14 protein-coding genes and 2 pseudogenes are annotated in these 18,755 nt (G+C 73.3%); 8 read left to right on the top strand and 8 right to left on the bottom strand.

Going from position 1 to position 18,755, the window contains the following annotated elements; all coding sequences use genetic code 11:
* The first annotated feature begins 266 nt into the window (after positions 1 to 266).
* From A6P39_RS07225 to A6P39_RS07215, 3 genes are read left to right on the top strand one after another with little or no spacing between them, the layout of a single operon-like run.
* Positions 267 to 1,496: a cytochrome P450 gene (locus A6P39_RS07225; protein ID WP_067044203.1), complete on the top strand. Its 1,230-nt coding sequence runs from the start codon at positions 267 to 269 to the stop codon at positions 1,494 to 1,496.
* A 12-nt stretch (positions 1,497 to 1,508) separates the two neighbouring features.
* Positions 1,509 to 1,715 (top strand): ferredoxin, encoded by a 207-nt coding sequence (locus tag A6P39_RS07220; protein ID WP_067044200.1) that lies wholly within the window; start codon positions 1,509 to 1,511, stop codon positions 1,713 to 1,715.
* A 58-nt stretch (positions 1,716 to 1,773) separates the two neighbouring features.
* Positions 1,774 to 2,319, top strand: a complete 546-nt coding sequence (locus A6P39_RS07215; protein WP_067044197.1) for a flavoprotein — start codon at positions 1,774 to 1,776, stop codon at positions 2,317 to 2,319.
* Here A6P39_RS07215 and A6P39_RS07210 read toward each other — a convergent pair.
* Positions 2,316 to 3,167, bottom strand: a complete 852-nt coding sequence (locus tag A6P39_RS07210) for a hypothetical protein (RefSeq protein WP_234378826.1) — start codon at positions 3,165 to 3,167, stop codon at positions 2,316 to 2,318. The genes A6P39_RS07215 and A6P39_RS07210 overlap by 4 nt on opposite strands.
* Positions 3,168 to 3,332: 165 nt before the next feature.
* Complete coding sequence (locus A6P39_RS07205) at positions 3,333 to 4,196, bottom strand: endo alpha-1,4 polygalactosaminidase (RefSeq protein WP_067044194.1); 864 nt, start codon at positions 4,194 to 4,196, stop codon at positions 3,333 to 3,335.
* Between the two features lie 140 nt (positions 4,197 to 4,336).
* On the opposite strand from A6P39_RS07205, the gene A6P39_RS07200 reads away from it, so the two are divergent.
* The 3 genes and pseudogenes from A6P39_RS07200 (at position 4,337) to A6P39_RS07190 (ending at position 8,263) form a co-directional block, all read left to right on the top strand.
* Entirely contained in the window at positions 4,337 to 5,305 is a 969-nt protein-coding gene (locus tag A6P39_RS07200) for an aldo/keto reductase (protein WP_067044191.1), read from the top strand.
* 71 nt (positions 5,306 to 5,376) lie between these two features.
* Positions 5,377 to 6,051: pseudogene (locus A6P39_RS07195) on the top strand (helix-turn-helix domain-containing protein); the annotation flags it as partial.
* Between the two features lie 241 nt (positions 6,052 to 6,292).
* Complete coding sequence (locus tag A6P39_RS07190) at positions 6,293 to 8,263, top strand: ricin-type beta-trefoil lectin domain protein (protein ID WP_079133293.1); 1,971 nt, start codon at positions 6,293 to 6,295, stop codon at positions 8,261 to 8,263.
* Position 8,264: 1 nt separating this feature from the next.
* On the opposite strand, the gene A6P39_RS07185 is transcribed toward A6P39_RS07190, so the two are convergent.
* From A6P39_RS07185 to A6P39_RS07165, 5 genes are all read right to left on the bottom strand, one after another.
* Positions 8,265 to 8,783: a universal stress protein gene (locus A6P39_RS07185; protein ID WP_067044305.1), complete on the bottom strand. Its 519-nt coding sequence runs from the start codon at positions 8,781 to 8,783 to the stop codon at positions 8,265 to 8,267.
* A 30-nt stretch (positions 8,784 to 8,813) separates the two neighbouring features.
* Positions 8,814 to 10,067, bottom strand: coding sequence for an arsenic transporter (locus A6P39_RS07180; RefSeq protein WP_067044301.1), 1,254 nt, complete (start codon positions 10,065 to 10,067; stop codon positions 8,814 to 8,816).
* Positions 10,068 to 10,141: 74 nt separating this feature from the next.
* Complete coding sequence (locus A6P39_RS07175; RefSeq protein WP_067044186.1) at positions 10,142 to 11,383, bottom strand: hypothetical protein; 1,242 nt, start codon at positions 11,381 to 11,383, stop codon at positions 10,142 to 10,144.
* Between the two features lie 197 nt (positions 11,384 to 11,580).
* Positions 11,581 to 12,282 (bottom strand): DUF4232 domain-containing protein, encoded by a 702-nt coding sequence (locus A6P39_RS07170; RefSeq protein ID WP_067044183.1) that lies wholly within the window; start codon positions 12,280 to 12,282, stop codon positions 11,581 to 11,583.
* A 150-nt stretch (positions 12,283 to 12,432) separates the two neighbouring features.
* The gene (locus tag A6P39_RS07165; RefSeq protein ID WP_067044180.1) at positions 12,433 to 13,827 is read right to left on the bottom strand and encodes a serine/threonine-protein kinase; all 1,395 of its coding nucleotides are present in this window, start codon (positions 13,825 to 13,827) and stop codon (positions 12,433 to 12,435) included.
* 47 nt (positions 13,828 to 13,874) lie between these two features.
* Here A6P39_RS07165 and A6P39_RS07160 point away from each other — a divergent pair, with 47 nt between their 5' ends.
* Positions 13,875 to 14,423 carry an RNA polymerase sigma factor gene (locus tag A6P39_RS07160; RefSeq protein WP_067044176.1) on the top strand — a complete coding sequence of 183 codons (549 nt, stop codon included), beginning with the start codon at positions 13,875 to 13,877 and terminating at the stop codon, positions 14,421 to 14,423.
* Positions 14,424 to 14,426: 3 nt separating this feature from the next.
* On the opposite strand, the gene A6P39_RS07155 is transcribed toward A6P39_RS07160, so the two are convergent.
* Positions 14,427 to 16,814, bottom strand: a complete 2,388-nt coding sequence (locus A6P39_RS07155; RefSeq protein WP_067044173.1) for a SpoIIE family protein phosphatase — start codon at positions 16,812 to 16,814, stop codon at positions 14,427 to 14,429.
* Between the two features lie 264 nt (positions 16,815 to 17,078).
* Between A6P39_RS07155 and A6P39_RS07150 the strand changes: the two are divergent.
* A pseudogene (locus A6P39_RS07150) lies at positions 17,079 to 18,751 on the top strand (sugar-binding domain-containing protein); the annotation flags it as partial.
* Between the last annotated feature and the right edge of the window lie 4 nt (positions 18,752 to 18,755).

Here is an 18,755-nt window from a genome sequence, read left to right as displayed (position 1 = left end):
GGTGCGGACAGCCTCGCCGTGGCGCGCGCCTTCGGGCCGAAACGGAGTCGTACTCTGGAGTCATGACCGGCCATCCGGGCGGACCCCCGAAGGCCGGGCCACGGCCCCAGGCCGCCGGATCAGGCCGGTCCTCCTTCCTCGCACCCCTCCTCTTCGGCCAGATCCCACGATTCACCGAAGTGGCCGAACTTGCCGTGGACCTATAGGTGCCTCGGGCATCTAATGAAGATCGGTACCACGCACCTCTTCGTCTGCGAGGTCTTTCCATGACGGAACTGACGGACACCACCGTCCCGGCGACCCCGGCCGAGCCCGTCGCCTTCCCGCAGGACCGCACCTGCCCCTACCACCCCCCCACCGGATACGAGCCGATGCGCGACGGGCGAGCCCTTGCCCGCGTCACCCTCTTCGACGGCCGCGAGGTCTGGGCGGTCACCGGGCACGCCGCCGCGCGCGCCCTGCTCTCCGACCCCCGGCTGTCCTCCGACCGCCGCCGGCCCGAGTTCCCCATCCCGGCCGAACGCTTCCAGGGCATCCGGGACCGCCGGGTGGCCCTGCTCGGGCTGGACGACCCCGAGCACAACCGGCAGCGGCGGATGATGATCCCGGAGTTCACCGTCCGGCGCGCCGCCGAGCTGCGGCCCTGGATCCAGCAGGTCGTGGACGGGCTGCTGGACAGGATGATCGCCGAGGGCCCGCCCGCCGAGCTGGTCTCCGCCTTCGCACTGCCCGTGCCGTCGACGGTGATCTGCGGCCTGCTCGGTGTGCCGTACGCCGACCACGAGTTCTTCGAGGAGCAGTCCCGCAGGCTGCTGCGCGGCCCGAAGGCGGCCGACAGCGTGGCCGCCCGGGCGCGCCTGGACGAGTACCTCGGCGGGCTGATCGAGGACAAGGCGAAGGCGGCCGAGCCCGGCGACGGCATCCTCGACGACCTCGTCCACCACCAGCTGCGCGACGGCACCCTGGGGCGCGCGGACGTCGTCTCCCTGGCCCTCATCCTGCTGGTCGCCGGCCACGAGACCACCGCCAACATGATCTCGCTGGGCACCTTCACCCTGCTCCAGCACCCCGACCGGCTGGCCGAGCTGCGCGCCGACCCGGCGCTGCTGCCGGCGGCCGTCGAGGAGCTGATGCGGATGCTCTCCATCGCGGAGGGGCTGCAGCGGGTGGCGCTGGAGGACATCGAGATCGCCGGCCACACGATCCGGGCCGGGGAGGGCGTGCTCTTCTCCACCTCGGTGATCAACCGTGACCCGGTCCAGTACGAGGACCCCGACACCCTGGACTTCCATCGCGCCACCCGGCACCACGTGGCGTTCGGCTTCGGCATCCACCAGTGCCTGGGGCAGAACCTGGCCCGCGCCGAGCTGGAGATCGCCCTCGGCAGCCTGCTGGACCGGCTGCCCCGCCTGCGCCTCGCCGTGCCGGCCGAGGAAATCCCCTTCAAACGCGGCGACACGATCCAGGGGATGCTGGAACTCCCCGTGACCTGGTAAGAGGCTCAGCTCATGCACATCAAGGTCAGCATCGACACAGACGTCTGCATCGGCGCGGGGCAGTGCGCGCTCGCCGCCCCGAACGTCTTCACCCAGGACGACGACGGCTTCAGCACGCTGCTCCCCGGCCTCGAGGACGGCACGGACGACTCGATGGCCAGGGAGGCGGTCCGCGCCTGCCCGGTCGGCGCGATCACGGTGTCGGAGGCCACCGGCTGACCCCGGCCGGGCCGGGGGGCCGGTCAGCGCGGCGGGCCCGCTTCAGTAGGGTGCCCGGATGACCCGACAGGCCGAGAAACCCTTCCTCTACGTCGTCGTCTGCGCGGCCGGCATCGCCTCCGGTGCCGGCCGGCTGATCGCCGCCGCGCAGGAGAGGGGGTGGGAGGTCGGTGTCATCGCGACACCGGTCGCGATGAGCGGTTTCTTCGACACCGAGGCCGTGGCGGCGCAGACGGGCCGTCCCGTCCGCTCGGCCTGGCGCACCCCGGCAGACCCGCGCCCCTTCCCGCCGCCGGACGCCGTGGCGGTGGCACCCGCCACCTTCAACACCGTCAACAAGTGGGCGGCCGGCATCTCGGACACGCTCGCGCTCGGCACCCTGTGCGAGGCGGCGGGCCTGGACATACCTGTGGCGGTCCTGCCCTGCGTCGCCGACGCCCTGGCCGCACACCCCGCCTACCGGGACAGCCTGGCCCGGCTGGGCGCGATGGGCGTCCGCTTCGGCGAGCCGTACAACGGCGAAGTCCGGCCGGACGGCAGCCGGCCGGACTTCGCGTGGGAGCGGGCACTGGATCTGCTCGAGCCGCACCAGGCCCGGGCCTAGTGGCAGGTCAGCTTGGGGCCCTCCAGCATGGCCCCGGTGTACATGCTCTGGCCCTGCGGAATCCAGTAGCCGAGCTTCGAGACCACCGTGGAGCACTTCGCCCCTACGGTGATCCGGACCTTGATCTGCTCCGGGTGGCCGGGCTGCAGCTCGGTCACGGTGCAGTCCAGGGCGTGCGCCAGCCGGGTCTTCGACGGGTACCGGCCGACCAGCGGGTTGACACAGCGGCTGTCGGCGCTGCGGATCTGCAGGCCCTTGCCCTCCTCGCCGATCATCCCCAGCCGCGCGTTGCCGTCACCCTCGTCGCTGTCGCGGCGGATCGTGTACGTCACCGTCGTCGTGGAGTTGGCGCGCAGCTCGCTCTTGTCGACGGAGACGACGTGCGTGGCCTTCGCCATCGGCGCGGTCATCGACAGCGTGGCCCGCACCGAGCCCTTCAGGTCGACCCCGGCGGGCGCCGACTTCACCCGCACGGTGGCGGAGATCTCGTACGCACCCGGACCCGCGTACAGCCGAGAGCCGGGCAGCGCGCCGGTGCCCAGCGTCTTGCCCGCCCGGCGCACCGTCCAGGTGCCCTCGGTACGGCAGACGTACCGGACCTTGGTGTCGGTGCCCTGACAACTGGCTGGAGCCGTGATGTTCAGTCTCGGGGAGCCGGTGTCCGCGCACAGGCTGACCTGGGCCTGCTCGCCGTGGGCACCGTGCAGGGTGCCCGCGGCCGCGCACAGCGTGCCGGGCGTCTCGGCTGCCGCTGCGGCTGTGAACTGCCCGCAGGCAGGGGTGACTAGGGCCATCGGCAGCAGCGCTGCCCCGGCCAGGGTTCTGAGCGTGGTGGAACGTGTCGGCACCGCGTTTCCTCCGAGGCGGCCGTGACCGGCCGGACGCCGGTCGTCTGCCGCTGAGAATGTGCGGACAGTACGAAGATCCGCCGTTTCCCACGCCGGACGGTCACCTGAGGGCACCAATGCGAGAGCCCCGAAGCATCAGCGGCCCCAAGGGCCCCCGGCGGAGCGCTACCGCGTCTTTCGGACGTATTGCGCGCTCCCCGGCGTCGTCACGTTCCGGTCCCGGCGCACGATGCTGATCCGGTCGCCCCAGCGGGCGAGCGCCTTGCGCAGGCCGCTGTCGGTGTACTCGATGTCCACGACGCGGTCGGCGAACGCCTTCGCGTACACGCCGCACTCGTCGTACTGTCCGCACTCCTCCGTCACCGCGAAGTCCAGCCCGGCCCGCCCGCGCTCACCGGCCAGTTCGGCGGTGTTCTTCTGGGCGACGGCCAGGTGCCGGGCGTGCGCGTGCCGGGACAGCAGGGCCGTGTACGCGGTCGCGTCGGACGCGGTGAGCAGGTGGCGGGAGCGGGTGTAGCTGTCGTAGTTGTCCGGCTCGACGGCGTCGAAGCCCTTGTCCGCACAGCCGTCGATCCACCCGTTCACCCGCTCGGCCACCCGCTCGCGCTTGGCCGGGCTGCCGATGTCGAGCAGCGGCTCGTTCCAGTCCTCGTCGATGACGACGTTGCCGTGCGCGTCGCGCAGCAGCAGGTCGGGCGGCCAGGAGGAGCGTTCCTCGGGCTGGACCTGGAAGGCGTTGACGTAGCAGATGTTGTACAGGCCCGGCGCGGGGGAGTCGGAGCGGTCGCGGCTGACGATCCGCACCCCCTCGGGCGGGGGATAGGCCCCGCCGATCTGGTAGTCGAACCCGGCGTGGCGCGGTGGCAGGCGCACCGCGGCCGGGCGTGGTGAGACACCCCCGTCGCGGCCGTCGCCGGTGTCACGGGCGGAACAGCCGGCCAGGGCCGCGGCGGTGACGATCAGGGCCGCTGCCAGGGCGCCTGCGGTCCTTCGGGAAGCCGCGGCGCGGAGAACACCCGTGGGGGGCACGTCCGCTCCATCCTGCCCACGCCGGGCGGCGCGGCACGTGTCAGGATCAAATCGCCCGCGCGTTCTCATAGTCAAGTCGGCGCCCGGTCAGGTCGTACGCTCGGTCGTGACCATCGTTTCCGACGGCGGGAGCAGCATCGATGCAGTACGTGAAGCTCGGTTCCACCGGCCTGGACGTGTCGCGGATCTGTCTGGGCTGCATGACCTACGGTCTGCCCGACCGCGGTGTCCACGAGTGGACCCTCGACGAGGAGGCTTCCCGCCCGCTCATCCGGCAGGCGTTGGAGGCGGGCATCAACTTCTTCGACACCGCCAACGTCTACTCCGACGGCACCAGCGAGGAGATCGTCGGCAGGGCCCTGCGCGACTTCGCGAACCGCGACGAGATCGTGCTGGCCACCAAGGTGAACGGCCGGATGCGCCCGGGCCCCAACGGGGCCGGGCTGTCCCGCAAGGCCGTCATGGCCGAGATCGACCACAGCCTGCGCCGCCTGGGCACCGACTACGTGGACCTCTACAAGATCCACCGCTACGACCACGCCACCGGGGCCGAGGAGACGATGGAGGCGCTGCACGACCTGGTCAAGGCGGGCAAGGTCCGCTACATCGGGGCGAGTTCGATGTACGCGTGGGAGTTCTCCAAGCTGCAGTACACCGCCGAGCGGCACGGCTGGACGAAGTTCGTGTCCATGCAGAACCACTACAACCTGCTCTACCGCGAGGAGGAGCGGGAGATGCTGCCGCTCTGCGCGGACCAGGGCGTCGGCGTGCTGCCGTGGAGCCCGCTCGCCCGGGGCCGGCTCACCCGCGACTGGGGCACCGTCACCGAGCGCAGCGCGGGCGACAACTTCGGCAGCCGGCTGTACCTGGACAGCGACCGCTCGATCGTCGAAGCCGTCACCCGGATCGCCCAGGCACGCGGCGTACCCCGCGCCCAGGTGGCCCTCGCCTGGCTGCTGCACCAGAACACGGTGGCGGCCCCGATCGTGGGCGCTGCCAAGCCCCACCACATCGAGGACGCGGTGGCGTCCGTGGAACTGGACCTGAGCGAGAAGGAGATCGAGGAACTGGAGCAGCCGTACACGGCACGGGCGATCAGCGGCCACTGAGCCCGCGCCGGATCAATGGGGTCCGTGCGGCGCGAACGGGGTGCCGCACGGACCCGCACCCTCGCTCTCCGGTCGCGCCCGGCGCCGGGCGCTGGCGGTTCTGGTGGACACACTGCCGGGCCCGCCCGTCCTGGACGCCCTGGCTCGCGCCGTACGAAGCGGCCGACGGTCTGTATACCGTGCCGTGCGTCCCCGCCGCCCTGCACGACCGGATCGGGGCGGCCTTCGACCGGATGCTCGCCGGTGCCCGCGGTCCGGAGCCGGTCGCCGTGGCCGAGGCCCGCCTGGAGCGGGAGCTGGCGCTCTGCGCGCTGGAGGAGGTCGTCCTGCTCGCCGCCTTCGGCAGCCGGGCCGGCGTTCCGGCGCCGGAGGGCGATGCCCGGGTGCGGCGCGCCGAGGAGCTGATCGCCGCCGCGCCGGGCGCCCCGCACACCGTCCGTTCGCTCGCCGAAGGTGTCGCGCTGTCGCCGTCCCGCTTCGCGCACCTGTTCACGCTGTGCACCGGCCGGTCCCCGATGCGGGCCGTGCGCGAGGCCCGGCTGCGGCATGCGGCCCGGCTCCTCGAGGCCACCGACCTGACGGTGGAGCGGGTGGCGGCCGCCTCCGGATTCCCGAGCCCCTTCCACTTCAGCCGGGTCTTCCGGGCGCGCCACGGGGTGCCGCCGGGCGCCTACCGGGCGGGTGAACGGCGCCAACGGGAGGAATTGGATTCCGTCGGCGAACTGCCTTTGACAAAACGTCAATAGGCGGGCCGCCGCAGGGAATGCAGAAAAGTGTGGGATCCCTTGTTCAAAAGCGCCGCGCTGTGCGAAAGTGTGCGCTGTCCGCGTGCAGACAATTACATTCCCCGCTGCATGCGTCAGGCTGCTCCTCGTACACCCCCACGCTTCAAAAGAGCCGCCTCAGGTGGACGTTCGAGCCGCCCATGACCTCCCCATACTCGTTGGTATGGACTAAATCCCGAATCGCGTCTGGAGGAATGCGGCCGTGAATGAGGCAGGCCTGTCGGACGAGCAACTCAGCGCCGAACTGAAGAAGTGGACGGGCGTGACCCCCGCGCTCCATCCCGTCGGCGAACTGCTCGACCGGCACTGGGAAGCGGCCTTCGCCTACGCCCGGTTGTGCACGGACGGCCCGCGTGCCGCCGGCATGCTCACCACCGCCGCCTTCACCCGGCTCTTCGGCGCCTCGCTCCGGCAGGCCGGCCCGACCGCCGCCTGGCGGCCCCCCGTGCTGGTCGCCGTCCGCCGGATCGCCGCCGAGTGGGACACCGACGGCCGCCAGGAACTCCTCCACCCGGCGCTGCGGTCCGCCGCCACCGGTGAGCGGGCCGCCGCCCGGCTGCTGCCGCCGCCCGCCCGGCGGCTGCTGTCCCGCGCCTTCCAGCGGGTGCCCCAGATCTCCCGCGCCGTGCTGTGGCACACGCTGGTCGAGGCCGAGCCGCTCGCCGTGCCCGCGGCCCTGCTCGGCCTGGACGAGGAGGAAGCCCGCGTCGAACTGGGCCGGGCCCGGGAGCGGCTGCGCGAGGAATGCCTCCAGGCCCACCGCGAACTCGCCCCCGAGGCCGAGTGCCAGCGCTATCTGCGCCTGCTCGACGTGACGTTCCGCCGCGGTGGCATCGAGATGGACCCGGACCTGCGCGGGCACCTGGACCGCTGCACCCACTGCCGCCGGACCGCCGGCCAACTCGACGCGTTCAACACGGGATTGGGCCTGCCGCTGGCCGAGGCGGTGCTCGGCTGGGGCGCCCGCGCCTATGTGGAGTCCCGCGCGCGCCGCGCCGAGGAGCCCGCCGCACCGGCCCCGGACCCCGCGTCCATGACACCGCCCCCGTCCGGCGAGGCCTTCCTGTCCACCGAGCCCACGGACGGCGACGACCCGGCCGAGGCCGCGCGCCGGCGGCGCTTCGCCGAGGCCACGCGCCGCCGCGAGTCCCTCCGGTCCGCACGCCGGCCCGGCCCCGGCGACACCGGGGCCACGCGCCCCCATGACTCCACCGGGCCGGCGCGCAGGCGCCGCGTTGCCGCCCGCACCGGATCCGCCACCCCCGGCACTCCGGCCGACCCCGACGGGAGCGCCCCCTCCCGCCGTTCGGCCCTGCGCGCCGCCCGCCGCGCCCGGCGCCGTAACCTCGCCCTGGCCGTCGGCACCGTCAGCGCCCTGGTAGTGCTGCCCCTGGTGCTGTGGTCGGTGCTCGGCTCCGGTGACGGCCCGGCCCCGCGCGGGTCCGGCGCGTCCTCGCCGGCGCCCGGCAAGGGCGCCCCGAGTCCCGGCGCGTCCTGGGCCGGCGCGAGCGCGGCCGGACAGGGCGCGCTGCACGGCCGGCTGCACAACCTCGCCTCCGGACTGTGCGTCGGCGTCGTCGGCGGCAAGGCCGTCAAGGGCGCCGAGACCCAACTCGCGCCCTGCGGAGCGAGCCCGGGCGAGCAGTGGACGTACGAGACCGACGGACGGCTGCGCAACTCCGCCGCGCCCGACCTGTGCCTGGACTCCAGCCTCGGCTACTCGGTCCGCCTCGCCCCCTGTTCGGCCACCGGCAGCGCCGCCCGGAACATCCGCTACGACTTCACGCTCCAGGGCGTCCTCGTACCCCGCTGGAACCAGGAGCTGGCGCTCACCCCGGCCGCCACCGACGGCTCCGGCGCCCTGGTCACCAAGGACCGCGCCACCGGCGCCGACCAGCGCTGGTCCGTCGACACCGCGAAGCCCGAGCTGCAGATGCAGATCGTCAACTGGGACAGCCGCAGCGCCCCTTCGCCGGCCGTCACCCCCCGCCCCACGACCCCCGGGGCGACGCCCGCCCCCCGGGCGTCCAGGGCCCCTTCGCCGCCGGCCCCGGCTCTCCCGCACACCACCGCCGCACCGACGCCCACACCCGATCCCTGCTCCGCCTCCCCGTACTACTGCGGCTGGGGCGGCGGAGGTTACGGGGGAGGCGGCGGGTGGCACCGCCGCTGACTCAGGGACGGTGCGGCGGCGGTGGCGGGATCGTGCCCAGGGGCGGGGCGGGTTCCGGCCACACCAGCAGGACCGGGCAGGGCGCGTGGTCGACGGCGAAGCGGACCGCCGGGCCGAGGCTGTGCGGCCCGAGCCGGGACCGGTCGCCGTCGCGGGCCAGCACCAGCAGACCGGCGCCCTCGCAGGCGGCCACCACCTCCCGCTCGGGCCGGCCCGTCCGCTCCGCTCGCGCACACGGCCGGCCCAGCCGCCGGGCCGCCGCGTCGAGCAGCGCGGCCGCCGAACTCCCGCCGAGCGCCTCCAGCCGGTCGCCCGGATCCCTCTGCCACCCTTCGGCCGGGAGGTGCCCCAACGGGTGCCCCCGTCCGAGCAGCCCGGCGAACGCCCCGTGCGCGAGGCCCGCCGCCCCGGCGTCGCTCACGTGCAGCAGCACCACCTCGGCATCCTCCGGCGCGTGGGCCCCCACGGCGTCCACGCAGGCGGGCCAGGTGCCCTCGACGAGCCAGGCGATCACACGCATCCGGTCGGCCTCCCGGATCTCGGACAACCCTCAGAAGATCTGCAGCGCCCCCCACAGTGCCACCACCGCGACCGCGAGCGAGGACGGCACGGCGATCAGGCCCAGCCGGGTGAACTCCTTGAGATCCACACCGTGCTCGTGCTGGTGCACGATCCGCCGCCACAGCAGCGTCGCCAGCGATCCGGCGTAGGTCAGGTTCGGGCCGATGTTCACCCCGAGCAGTACCGCCAGCACCGCCCCCGGCCCGCTCGGCACGGCCGGCGGCAGGAGCACCAGTACCGCGGGAAGGTTGTTGATCAGGTTCGCCAGGACGCCGGCCAGCGCGGCGATCCCGAGCAGTGCGGGCAGCCCCGTGCCACCCGGCACCACATGCCCGAGGACGTCCGCGAGCCCGTTGTCGACGACCGCCCGCACCACGATCCCGAGCGCCAGAACGAACGCGAGGAAGGAGGGGGCGGCCGCCCGTACCACGGTCAGCGGGGTCGCCCTGCGGCGCACCAGCGCCCGGCCCGCCAGCACCAGGGCGCCCGCCGCCGCGACCCAGGCCGGCTCGACCCCGAACGCCGAGGCCACCACGAACCCCGCCAGCGTGCAGCCGACGGTGGCCAGGGCGAACAGCGGGAGGGGGTAAGGCTCGCCGGTGTCCTCGCCCACGGGGGCGGCCGCGGCGAGATCCTGGGCGAAGAACTTGCGGAACACGACGTACTCGGCCCCGATCGCCGCCAGCCACGGCAGTGCCATCAGCGCGGCGAACCGGGTGAAACTCAGCCCGCTGGCCGCGAACGCCAGCAGGTTCGTCAGGTTGGACACCGGCAGCAGCAGCGACGCGGTGTTCGACAGATGCGTACAGGCGTAGACGTGCGGTTTGGGCCGTACGCCGGTGCGCGCGGCCGTGGCGAAGACCACCGGGGTGAGCAGCACGATCGTGGCGTCCAGGCTGAGGACGGCCGTGATGGCGGAGGCCAGTGCGAAGACCGCCGTCAGCAGCCGCACCGGCCGGCCCGCCGCCCACCGGGCCGTCCAGGCCCCGCATGCCTGGAACAGCCCCTCCACGTCGCAGAAGTGGGCGAGCACCAGCACGGCCGCCAGGAACCCGACCACCGGGCCGAGCCGTTCCGCCTCGGCCCGGGCGTGACCGAGGGAGATGGCGCCGGTGGCGACCGCGATCCCGGCGGCCGGGACGGCCATGGCCGCCTCCGGCCAGCCGAAGGGCCGTACCACGGCCCAGGCGAGAACGGCGGCGAGCAGTACGGCGGACAGTGCTTCGGCGAGCGGGGTGTTCAGGGCGGGTACCTCTCCGGGCGATCCAGATCGATCATGCGGTGCCCGCCCATGAAAACAGACGACCGTGCACGCGCTCAGGAGGACCGGCTGCCCGCCGTACCCAGGAACTCGGCCCAGTCGCCCGCCGGGGACTGCCCGGGCACCAGGGTGCGCAGCTTGCGCAGCACCGCCGGGTCCTGTGCCTCCAGCCAGTGCACGAGCTGCTGGAACGACACGAAGCGCACGTCGTCGCCGTACGCCGCCATCTTGCCGATCGCCTCCTCGACGGCGTCCATGTAGATGCCGCCGTTCCAGCGTTCGAAGTGGTTGCCGATGAAGAAGGGGGCGCGGTTGGTCGTGTAGGCGCGCTGGAAGCCCGCGACGTAGGCGTCCCGGGCCTGGGTGCGCCAGGCGTCGTACTGGGCGCGGTCGCCGGTCGGGTTGCCGCCGGACTGGTTGAACATCATGTTGTAGTCCATCGACAGCACCTGGAAGGAGTGCCCGGGGAAGGGTATGGACTGCAGCGGGAAGTCCCAGATCTTTCCGCCCTGCACCTTGCCCGGCCAGATCTGCAGCCCGCCGGGGGAGCTGGCGTCGTACTTCCAGCCGAGGGCCGCGGCCGTGGGCAGCAGGTTGGACTGGCCCTCCAGACAGGGAGTGCGGCCGCCGATCAGCTCCTTGTCGTAGTCGAAGGGCAGCGGGTCCAGGTCCGTGAAGCCGGTGTTGGTCTTCCACTGCGTCACAAAGCTCTTGGCCTGCTCGATCTCGCTGCGCCACTCGGCCGGGGACCAGTTGCGCACGCCGCCCGCGCCGCAGAAGTGCCCGTTGAAGTGCGTGCCTATCTCATGGCCCGCCAGCCAGGCCGACCGGACCTCCTGGAGGGTGGCGTGGATGTGCCGGTCGGCGAGGTAGCCGATGGCCGAGGCGCCGACCGGGTGCTGCGGCGGGCGGTACAGGTGCTTCTTGGACTCGGGCAGGGCGTAGATGCCGCTGAGGAAGAACGTCATCTTGGCGCCGTGGTCGGCGGCCACCTTGCGGAACCGGGAGAACAGTCCGTTGCTCAGCTCGCCCGCGCCGTCCCAGGAGAACACCACGAACTGCGGCGGCTTCTGGCCCGGCTTCAGCCGCTCGGGCGTCGGCTGGTGCGGCTGGGCGCCGGTGTCGGCGGTGGAGCCGTCGCCGATCAGCCTCGCCGGCCGGGCCTGGGCGGTGTCCTTGCCGCCGGAGCCCGGGCCGCCGACCGACAGGCCGGTGCCGGAGGAGCACGCGGCCAGCGTGCCCAGGGCGCCCGCGGCCGCGCCCGCCGTCAGCACCCGCCTGCGTGAGATCCCGCTCATCTTGACCCCGATTTCCTTCTCTCGGCCCCCCGCGGGGCCTGCTCGCCGTGCGGTCGACGGGTTCGATCGCCGGAACAGGAAGAAAGATCGCGGCAAGGAGCTGCTGTTGCCGTCCTGTGACAGTTGTGGCGCGCTCATGACGAACCCCGCTGCCCTGGCTCGGGGCAGCGGGGTTTCGTGGAGAGCTTCTGCGCAGGTCAGGGAGCGGTGCCAGGGGCGAACACCGACAGGAAGACGGACGAGGAGTTCCCGCCCACGGGGACCGCTCCGCCCGCCCACGCGACCTTCAGGGAGTCGCGCTCGTCCGGCGGCGTGACCACCAGCGCGGCCGGGGTGGCCGTCTTGGCGCCGCTGACGCCGGGGTTGGAGAAGGTCAGCCCGGCCCAGGCGCTCTGCCCGGGCTTGAGCGTGATCGTGACCGGGGAACCCGACTCCCGCTTGGGGTCCGGGCCGAGCTGGGTGCCGGAGGCGTTCACGAACGCGGCGCCCGGATAGCCGTGCAGGGTGCAGGTGCGGGCGGAGGCGTTGGTGAGCACGACCGGGAAGTTCTCCTGGCCGGCGCCGGGGTCGTTGCGGCCCACGGAGGCGCGCAGCTCAGAGGTGTGGCAGCGGGAACCCGACGCTGCCGAGGTGGTCGCAGCGCCGCCCGCGGAGGTCGTCGCCCGGGGGGCGGACGACGCGGCGGCGCCCGGGCCGGTGGTGGCGGCGGACGGGACGGACGTGGCGGACACCGGGCTCTGGGTGCCGCCCGTCGCGGGCGCGGCCGTGCCGGACGAGGTGAGAGGGGGGCTGCTGTGGACGTCGTGGCTGCTGCTGCCACAGGCGGTCAGGAGGCCCAGCACGGCGAACGAACCGACGAGCAGGGCCCCGTGCCGCGCGGACCGGGGTGCGTACACCATGTCGCTCAACACTCCTGGATGATCACGGCACGCGAGGGACGCGTGCCTGCGGCGCCGAGTGCGCCGTCACCCCACTCCGATGCGCGCAGCGCCCGAAAAGTTCGGCACACGCAGGGTACTTTCCCCGCCCCGGCCCCGGGCAGGCGTCCCTCAGCCCACCCGCAGCGAACGGAGTACGGCGTCCGTGGCGTCGCCGGTTCCCTGCTCGCGCACCTGTACGTACACCTCGGGCTGACCGGAGCCGTCCGCCGGGGTCAGCGCGGACTCCGTGACCGAGCCGCCGTCCGGGCAGCCGCTCCAGGCCCGCACCAGACCGTGGAAGGCGCTGTCGGCGAACGTGCGGCTGCCGGAGTAGCTGCAGCCGGAGTGGGCGAGCGCCTTCACCTTCGCCGTGACGTCGCCGTGCTCGCTCAGCCCGATGAACACGCCGTCCACGGGCTTGCCCAGATCTGACCACCGGGTCAGGTCGTCGGCGACCACCAGCCCCGGTTCGTGCCCCTTGCCGAGGCCCAGCGCGCTCGGGTCCCAGCCGGAGTTGCGCAGCTCATGGCCCCAGCCGACGGGCACCTGTACGACCACCCGCCCCGTCGCGTCCGTCACCCGCGTCCCGTCCGCTCCGCTGCCGTGGTGGAGGAGCACGGTCACCGCGACCGCGGCAGCCGCGGCGGCCGCGACCGCCGCCAGCGTCAGCGTGAGGACGTTCAGCCGCCCGCGCACGCCGTCCAGCCGCCGGCCGGCGGACCCTGCCGCCTGCGGGGCCGCCGCCAGCCGGTCCAGCTCCTGCGCGAACGCCTGCGCGCCGGGCCAGCGCCGGGCCCGGTCCGGCTCCAGCGCACGCAGCAGCGCCCGCTCCACGTCCTCGCCGAGGTCCGGGCGCAGCCGCCGGGGCGGTACGACCCGGCCCGGGGCGCCCGGCACGGTCCCGGTGACCAGCTCGTAGCCGACCGCGCCCAGGCTGTAGACGTCGGCCCGCTCGTCGATGCCCTCGCCGGGCTCGGCCTGCTCGGGCGGCTGATAGCCCGCCGAGCCCGCGGCCAGCGTGAGCACCGAGGCCTGCGCGAGGCTCTTGGCCAGGCCCAGGTCGGCCAGCAGCAGCCGCCGGGTGCCGTCCGGGGCGGTGTGCAGCAGCACGTTGGTCGGCTTGATGTCGCGGTGCACGATGCCCGCCTCGTGCAGCGCGGCGGCACTGCGCGCGGCCTCCGCGGTCAGCGCCAGCGCGTCGGGCACCGGCAGCGGGCCGCCGGCCAGCAGATCGGCGAGGGTGCCGCCGTCGGCGTACTCCATCACGAAGTACGGCCTGCCGTCCGGGAGTTGGCCGATGTCGTAGACCTGCACGATCCGGCTGGAGCCGGCCCGGCGCAGCAGCCGGGCCTCGGACAGGAAGCGCTCCCTGATGTCGAGCCGGTGCGTCCAGTTCTCGGCGAGGACCTTCACCGCGACCGGGGCCTGGAGTTCTTCGTCACGGGCGAGCCACACCGTGGCGAAGGCGCCGCTGCCCAGCGGCCGTTCGAGGCGGTAGCGGCCGATCCGCTCCAGGGAGTGCATACGACTATCATGCCTGCCCTGAGATCGACTCGAAGGAGGGCCCGTCCGTGCAGGACCAGGCGCCGATGGAAGAACTCGCCCGGCGGGCGGCCGCCGGCGACAGCGCCGCACTGGACCGGCTGCTGGCCGAGATCCGGCCGGAGGTCGTGCGCCGCAGCGCGCGTTTCCTGCCCTGCCGGGAGGACGCCGAGGAGGCCGCCCAGGACGTGCTGCTCCAGGTGGCCCGGCACATCACCGCGTTCGAGGGCCGCAGCCGCTTCGGCACCTGGCTGTACACCGTGGTGGCCAACTGCTGCCGGCAGAAGTACCGCGAGCTGAAGCGGCGGGCCGCCGAGCAGCCGGCGGCCATCGAGCCCGCGTCCGCCGTCGACCCGCGCACCACCAGCGTCATCGCCGGCTCCCGGGTGGACCTGCTGGAGGCGCTGGACCGGCTGGAGCGGACACATCCGCATCTGGTCGCGCCGCTGGTCTACCGGGACATCTGCCAGCTGGACTACGCCGAGGTCGCCGAGCGCGTCGGCATCCCGCTCGGCACCCTCAAGTCCCGTCTGCACGAGGCCCGCAAGCAGGTACGGCCCTGGCTCGCGGGCTCCTGAGCCCTACTGGTCCGCCTCGAGGAGGGACAGCTCCGCCCAGATCGTCTTGCCCTCGGGGGTGTGCCGGCTGCCCCAGCGCTGGGTGAGCTGGGCGACCAGCAGCAGGCCCCTGCCGCCCTCGTCGAAGGTCTTGGCCCGGCGCAGGTGCGGGGCCGTGTGGTTGGTGTCGGACACCTCGCAGATCAGCGTGGCCGCGTCGTGGATCAGCCGCAGCCGTATGGGGTGGGCGCCGTACCGGATGGCGTTGGTGACCAGCTCGCTGACCACCAGCTCCGCCGTGAACGACGCCTCGCTCAGCCTCCAGGTGTCCAGCTGCTCCACGACCTGCTTGCGGATCGGTGCGACGAGCGCCGGGTCGGCCGGGATGTTCCAGGTCGCCACCTGCGAGGCGGGCAGGCCCCGGGTGCGGGCGAGCAGCAGCGCCACGTCGTCGGCGGCACCGCCCGGTGGCAGCAGGGTGCGCAGGACGCGGTCGCAGGTCGCGTCCAGGGGGTCCGCGCAGGCCCCGAGCGCCGCGTACAGCCGTGCACGGATCGTGTCCGGATCCTCCCGCTGCCGGGACCACACCAGTCCGTCCGTGTACAGGGCGAGGACGGCGCCCTCGGGCAGTTCGACCTCGGTGGACTCGAACGGCAGCCCGCCCAGACCCAGCGGGGGACCGGCGGGCAGGTCCACGGCCCGGGGCGCGCCGCCCGGCTGCAGCAGCACGGGCGGCGGATGCCCGGCGCGGGCCAGGGTGCAGCACCGGGACACCGGGTCGTAGACGGCGTACAGGCAGGTCGCGCCGACCTCACCGGGGCCGCCGTCGACGCCGGACTCCTCCGACAGCCGGACCACCAGGTCGTTCAGGTGGGTGAGCAGCTCGTCCGGGGCGAGGTCGATGTCGGCGAGGGTGCGTACGGCCGTGCGCAGCCGGCCCATGGTGGCCGAGGCCTCGACGCCGTGGCCGACGACGTCCCCGACGACCATCGCGACCCGCATCCCGGACAGCGGGATCACATCGAACCAGTCGCCGCCGACCCCGGCAGCCCGCGCGGCCGGCAGGTAGCGGGAGGCGACCTCCAGCGCGGCCGTGCGCGGCAGGGTGCGGGGCAGCAGGCTGCGCTGGAGGGCGAGGGCGGTCTCCCGCTCGCGGGAGTAGCGGCGGGCGTTGTCGATGCAGACGGCGGCGCGGGCGGTGATCTCCTCGGCCAGCAGCACGTCGTCCGCGGTGAACGCCTCCGGGCGCTGGTGCCGGGTGAACACCGCGACGCCGAGGGTCAGCCCGCGCGCCCGGATCGGTACCGACATCGAGGAGTGCATGCCGAACTCCCTGACCCGCCGGGCGCGCGCGGTGTGCCAGGTCAGCCAGGCGTCCATGTCCCCCTCGGCCACGGAGGCGACGATCGCGTGGCCCGCGGTCAGCGAGTCGGCCTGCGGCGAGCCGGCCGGGTACTCCTCGGCCTGTCCGGGACCGATCACCGCCTCCGGCACCTGCGGGTGCACCGACCGGTGGGCGATGCGGCGCAGGAGCACCGGCGCCGTGATGCCGGCCGGGGGCTCGCCGCCGTGCTCGTGCGGGTCCAGCAGGTCGACGGTGACGAAGTCGGCGAGGGCGGGCACGCACACGTCGGCCAGTTCCTGGGCCGTACGGGTGACGTCGAGGGTGCTGCCGATGCGCACGCTCGCCTCGTTCACCAGCTGCAGCCGCTGCCGGGCGCGGTAGTTGTCGGTGATGTCGTGCGCGGCCAGGCACACGCCCCGCACCCGGCCCTCGCGGTCGTTGACCGGGGCCATCCGGGCGAGCCAGGCGTGGGCGCGGTCCTCGCCGCCGGTGCGGGTGAAGGTCTGCACGTCCTGCGCTGTGCCGCTGATCAGCACCTGGAGCATGGCCTGCTCCAGCTCCTCGCTCTGCGGTCTGCCGCCGATCTCCGCGACTCTGAGGCCCCGGACCCGCTCCTCGGACAGGCCGACGACCTCGGCCATGGCGTCGTTCATCCGGCGCAGCCGCAGCTTCTCGTCGTACACGGCGAGCGCGCACGGTGACTGGACGAGGCCCGCCTCGGCGAGCGGGTCGTCGGCGGCGGGCGGCTCACGGCCGGTCAGCGGGGTGACCACGAGCCAGCCGCCGCCGTGTCCGTCGCGGGGCGGCCGGCGGTGGGCGAGCAGCCAGACCGGGACCGTTCGGCCGTCCAGGTGGCGCAATCCGACCGTGCCCTGCCAGCGGGCGCCCGTGGGGACGGCCGGGGTGCCGCCCCCCGCCAGCAGCCGGGCGGCGGGGCGGCCCAGGACGGCCTCGGCCGGGTGGCCGAGCAGACGCCGCGCGCCCTCGTTCCACTCCACCAGCGTCCCGTCGCCGTCGATGACAGCCCGGGCCGTCGCCGCCTCGTCGAACGGATAGACCCGGCTCATCGTCGCCGCTCCCAAGCGCACACTCACAGTGAACAGGTGGCACCGCTTCCGTTCCAGCGTAGTGCTTCGCACCCTCCCGTGAACCGTGGCCCCCGGCTGCCCGGCCGGTCCGTCGAACAGGGTCAAGGGGGACTTCAGGCCGATGTGCCGCAAGCGGCGGACACCGGGTTCCGGACCCTTGACGATCGTGTATGGCAGGCCGTCAGAATCTGTTTGGTTCTCGATCAGGTGAGTACTTATGGGCCCTGATGAGTAAGAGCCGCCATGACGGTCACTCGCCGATCGGTACTGGTCGCAGCCACGGCAACGCCCGCGGCCGGAGCACTGCTGAGCACCGCGGCGGCCCCGGCCGCCCTCGCCGCCGACGAGCCCGCGGGCGCCGGCGGACGCCACACCGTGCCCCTGCGGGACGGCTGGCGCTTCGCGCTGGTCAACCCCGGTGGCATCACCGACCCGACCGGCGCCTACGACCGGGCCGCCGACCCCGGCTACGACGACTCCGCCTGGCGCGAGGTCACCGTCCCGCACGACTGGAGCATCGAGCAGACCCCCACCACCGACCACGGCACCACCAGCGGCACCGGCTTCCTGCCGGGCGGCCTCGGCTGGTACCGGGTCGCCTTCACGCTTGCTGCCGCCCGCGTACGCGGGCAAGCGCGTCTCGGTCGAGTTCGACGGGGTCTACATGGACTCCTACGTCTACTGCAACGGCACCGAGCTGGGCCGCCACCCCTACGGCTACACCGGCTTCGCCCTCGACCTCACCGGCCTGGTGCACACCGACGGCAGCACGCCGAACGTCCTCGCGGTCAAGGTGCAGAACCGGCTGCCGAGCAGCCGCTGGTACTCCGGCAGCGGCATCCACCGCGGGGCACGGCTGGTGATCACCGAACCGGTGCACGTGGCCCGCTGGGGCACGTACGTCACCACCCCGCGGGTCTCGGCCGGCAGCGCCCTGGTCCGGGTCGCGACGAGCGTCGTGAACGAGTCCGGCACCGGCACGGACGTGACGGTCCTGTCCCGGATCACCGGACCCGACGGCCGGACGGTCGCCCGCGCCGCCACCACCGTCGCGGTCTCCGAGCAGGCCACCGAGACCCATGAACTGACCGTGCCCGAACCGCGGCTGTGGGACTTCAGCGCCCCCGGCAACCGCTACACCCTGCACACCGAACTGCGCGCCGGCGGCCGCACCACCGACACCTGCAGCACCCTCTTCGGCATCCGCGGCTGCCGCTTCGACCCGGACGAGGGCTTCTCCCTCAACGGCACCCACACCAAGGTCAAGGGCGTCGACCTCCACCACGACCAGGGCGCCCTCGGCGCGGCGATCAGCCTCGACGCGGTGCGCAGACAGATGCGGATCATGAAGTCGATGGGTGTGAACGCCCTGCGCACCTCGCACAACCCGCCCTCGCCGCAGATGATCCAGGCCTGCGAGGAGCTGGGCATCGTGATGATGGTCGAGGCCTTCGCGGGAGCCGCGGCACCTCAACACCGGCGAGAACCACACCCCGGGCAGACGGGCCACCTCCTCCTACGAGAACAACCTCGCCTCCTGGACGATGAGCGGCGAGTACGGCCACAAGAAGGACGGGGACCGGAAGTGGTTCGCCGGCCAGTTCCTGTGGTCCGGCATCGACTACATCGGCGAGCCCACCCCGTACGACGTCTTCCCGGTCAAGACGTCCTTCATCGGCGCGGTCGACACGGCCGGATTCCCCAAGGACATGTACCACCTGTTCAAGAGCCAGTGGACGAGCGAGCCCATGGTCCACCTGCTCCCCATGACCTGGAACCACGAGGACCTCGGGGAGGGCGCCACGGTCGAAGTGTGGGCGTACTCCAACGTGCCCTCCGTCGAGCTGTTCCTCAACGGAACGTCGCTGGGCACAAGGGTGTTCGACGTGAAGCGGACCACCGACGGGCGTAGCTACCGAG

Source organism: Streptomyces sp. FXJ1.172 (assembly GCF_001636945.3).
GTDB lineage: Bacteria > Actinomycetota > Actinomycetes > Streptomycetales > Streptomycetaceae > Streptomyces.
This window is presented reverse-complemented; position numbering and strand designations above follow the sequence as displayed.

Bases quoted from the DNA above. Each gene is read 5' to 3' on its own strand.
- A6P39_RS07155 (WP_067044173.1), bottom strand. From the start codon at position 16,814: ATGAGCCGGGTCTATCCGTTCGACGAGGCGGCGACGGCCCGGGCTGTC.
- A6P39_RS07215 (WP_067044197.1), top strand. From the start codon at position 1,774: ATGACCCGACAGGCCGAGAAACCCTTCCTCTACGTCGTCGTCTGCGCG.
- A6P39_RS07165 (WP_067044180.1), bottom strand. From the start codon at position 13,827: ATGCACTCCCTGGAGCGGATCGGCCGCTACCGCCTCGAACGGCCGCTG.
- A6P39_RS07185 (WP_067044305.1), bottom strand. From the start codon at position 8,783: ATGCGTGTGATCGCCTGGCTCGTCGAGGGCACCTGGCCCGCCTGCGTG.
- A6P39_RS07175 (WP_067044186.1), bottom strand. From the start codon at position 11,383: ATGAGCGGGATCTCACGCAGGCGGGTGCTGACGGCGGGCGCGGCCGCG.
- A6P39_RS07220 (WP_067044200.1), top strand. From the start codon at position 1,509: ATGCACATCAAGGTCAGCATCGACACAGACGTCTGCATCGGCGCGGGG.
- A6P39_RS07200 (WP_067044191.1), top strand. From the start codon at position 4,337: ATGCAGTACGTGAAGCTCGGTTCCACCGGCCTGGACGTGTCGCGGATC.
- A6P39_RS07225 (WP_067044203.1), top strand. From the start codon at position 267: ATGACGGAACTGACGGACACCACCGTCCCGGCGACCCCGGCCGAGCCC.
- A6P39_RS07170 (WP_067044183.1), bottom strand. From the start codon at position 12,282: ATGGTGTACGCACCCCGGTCCGCGCGGCACGGGGCCCTGCTCGTCGGT.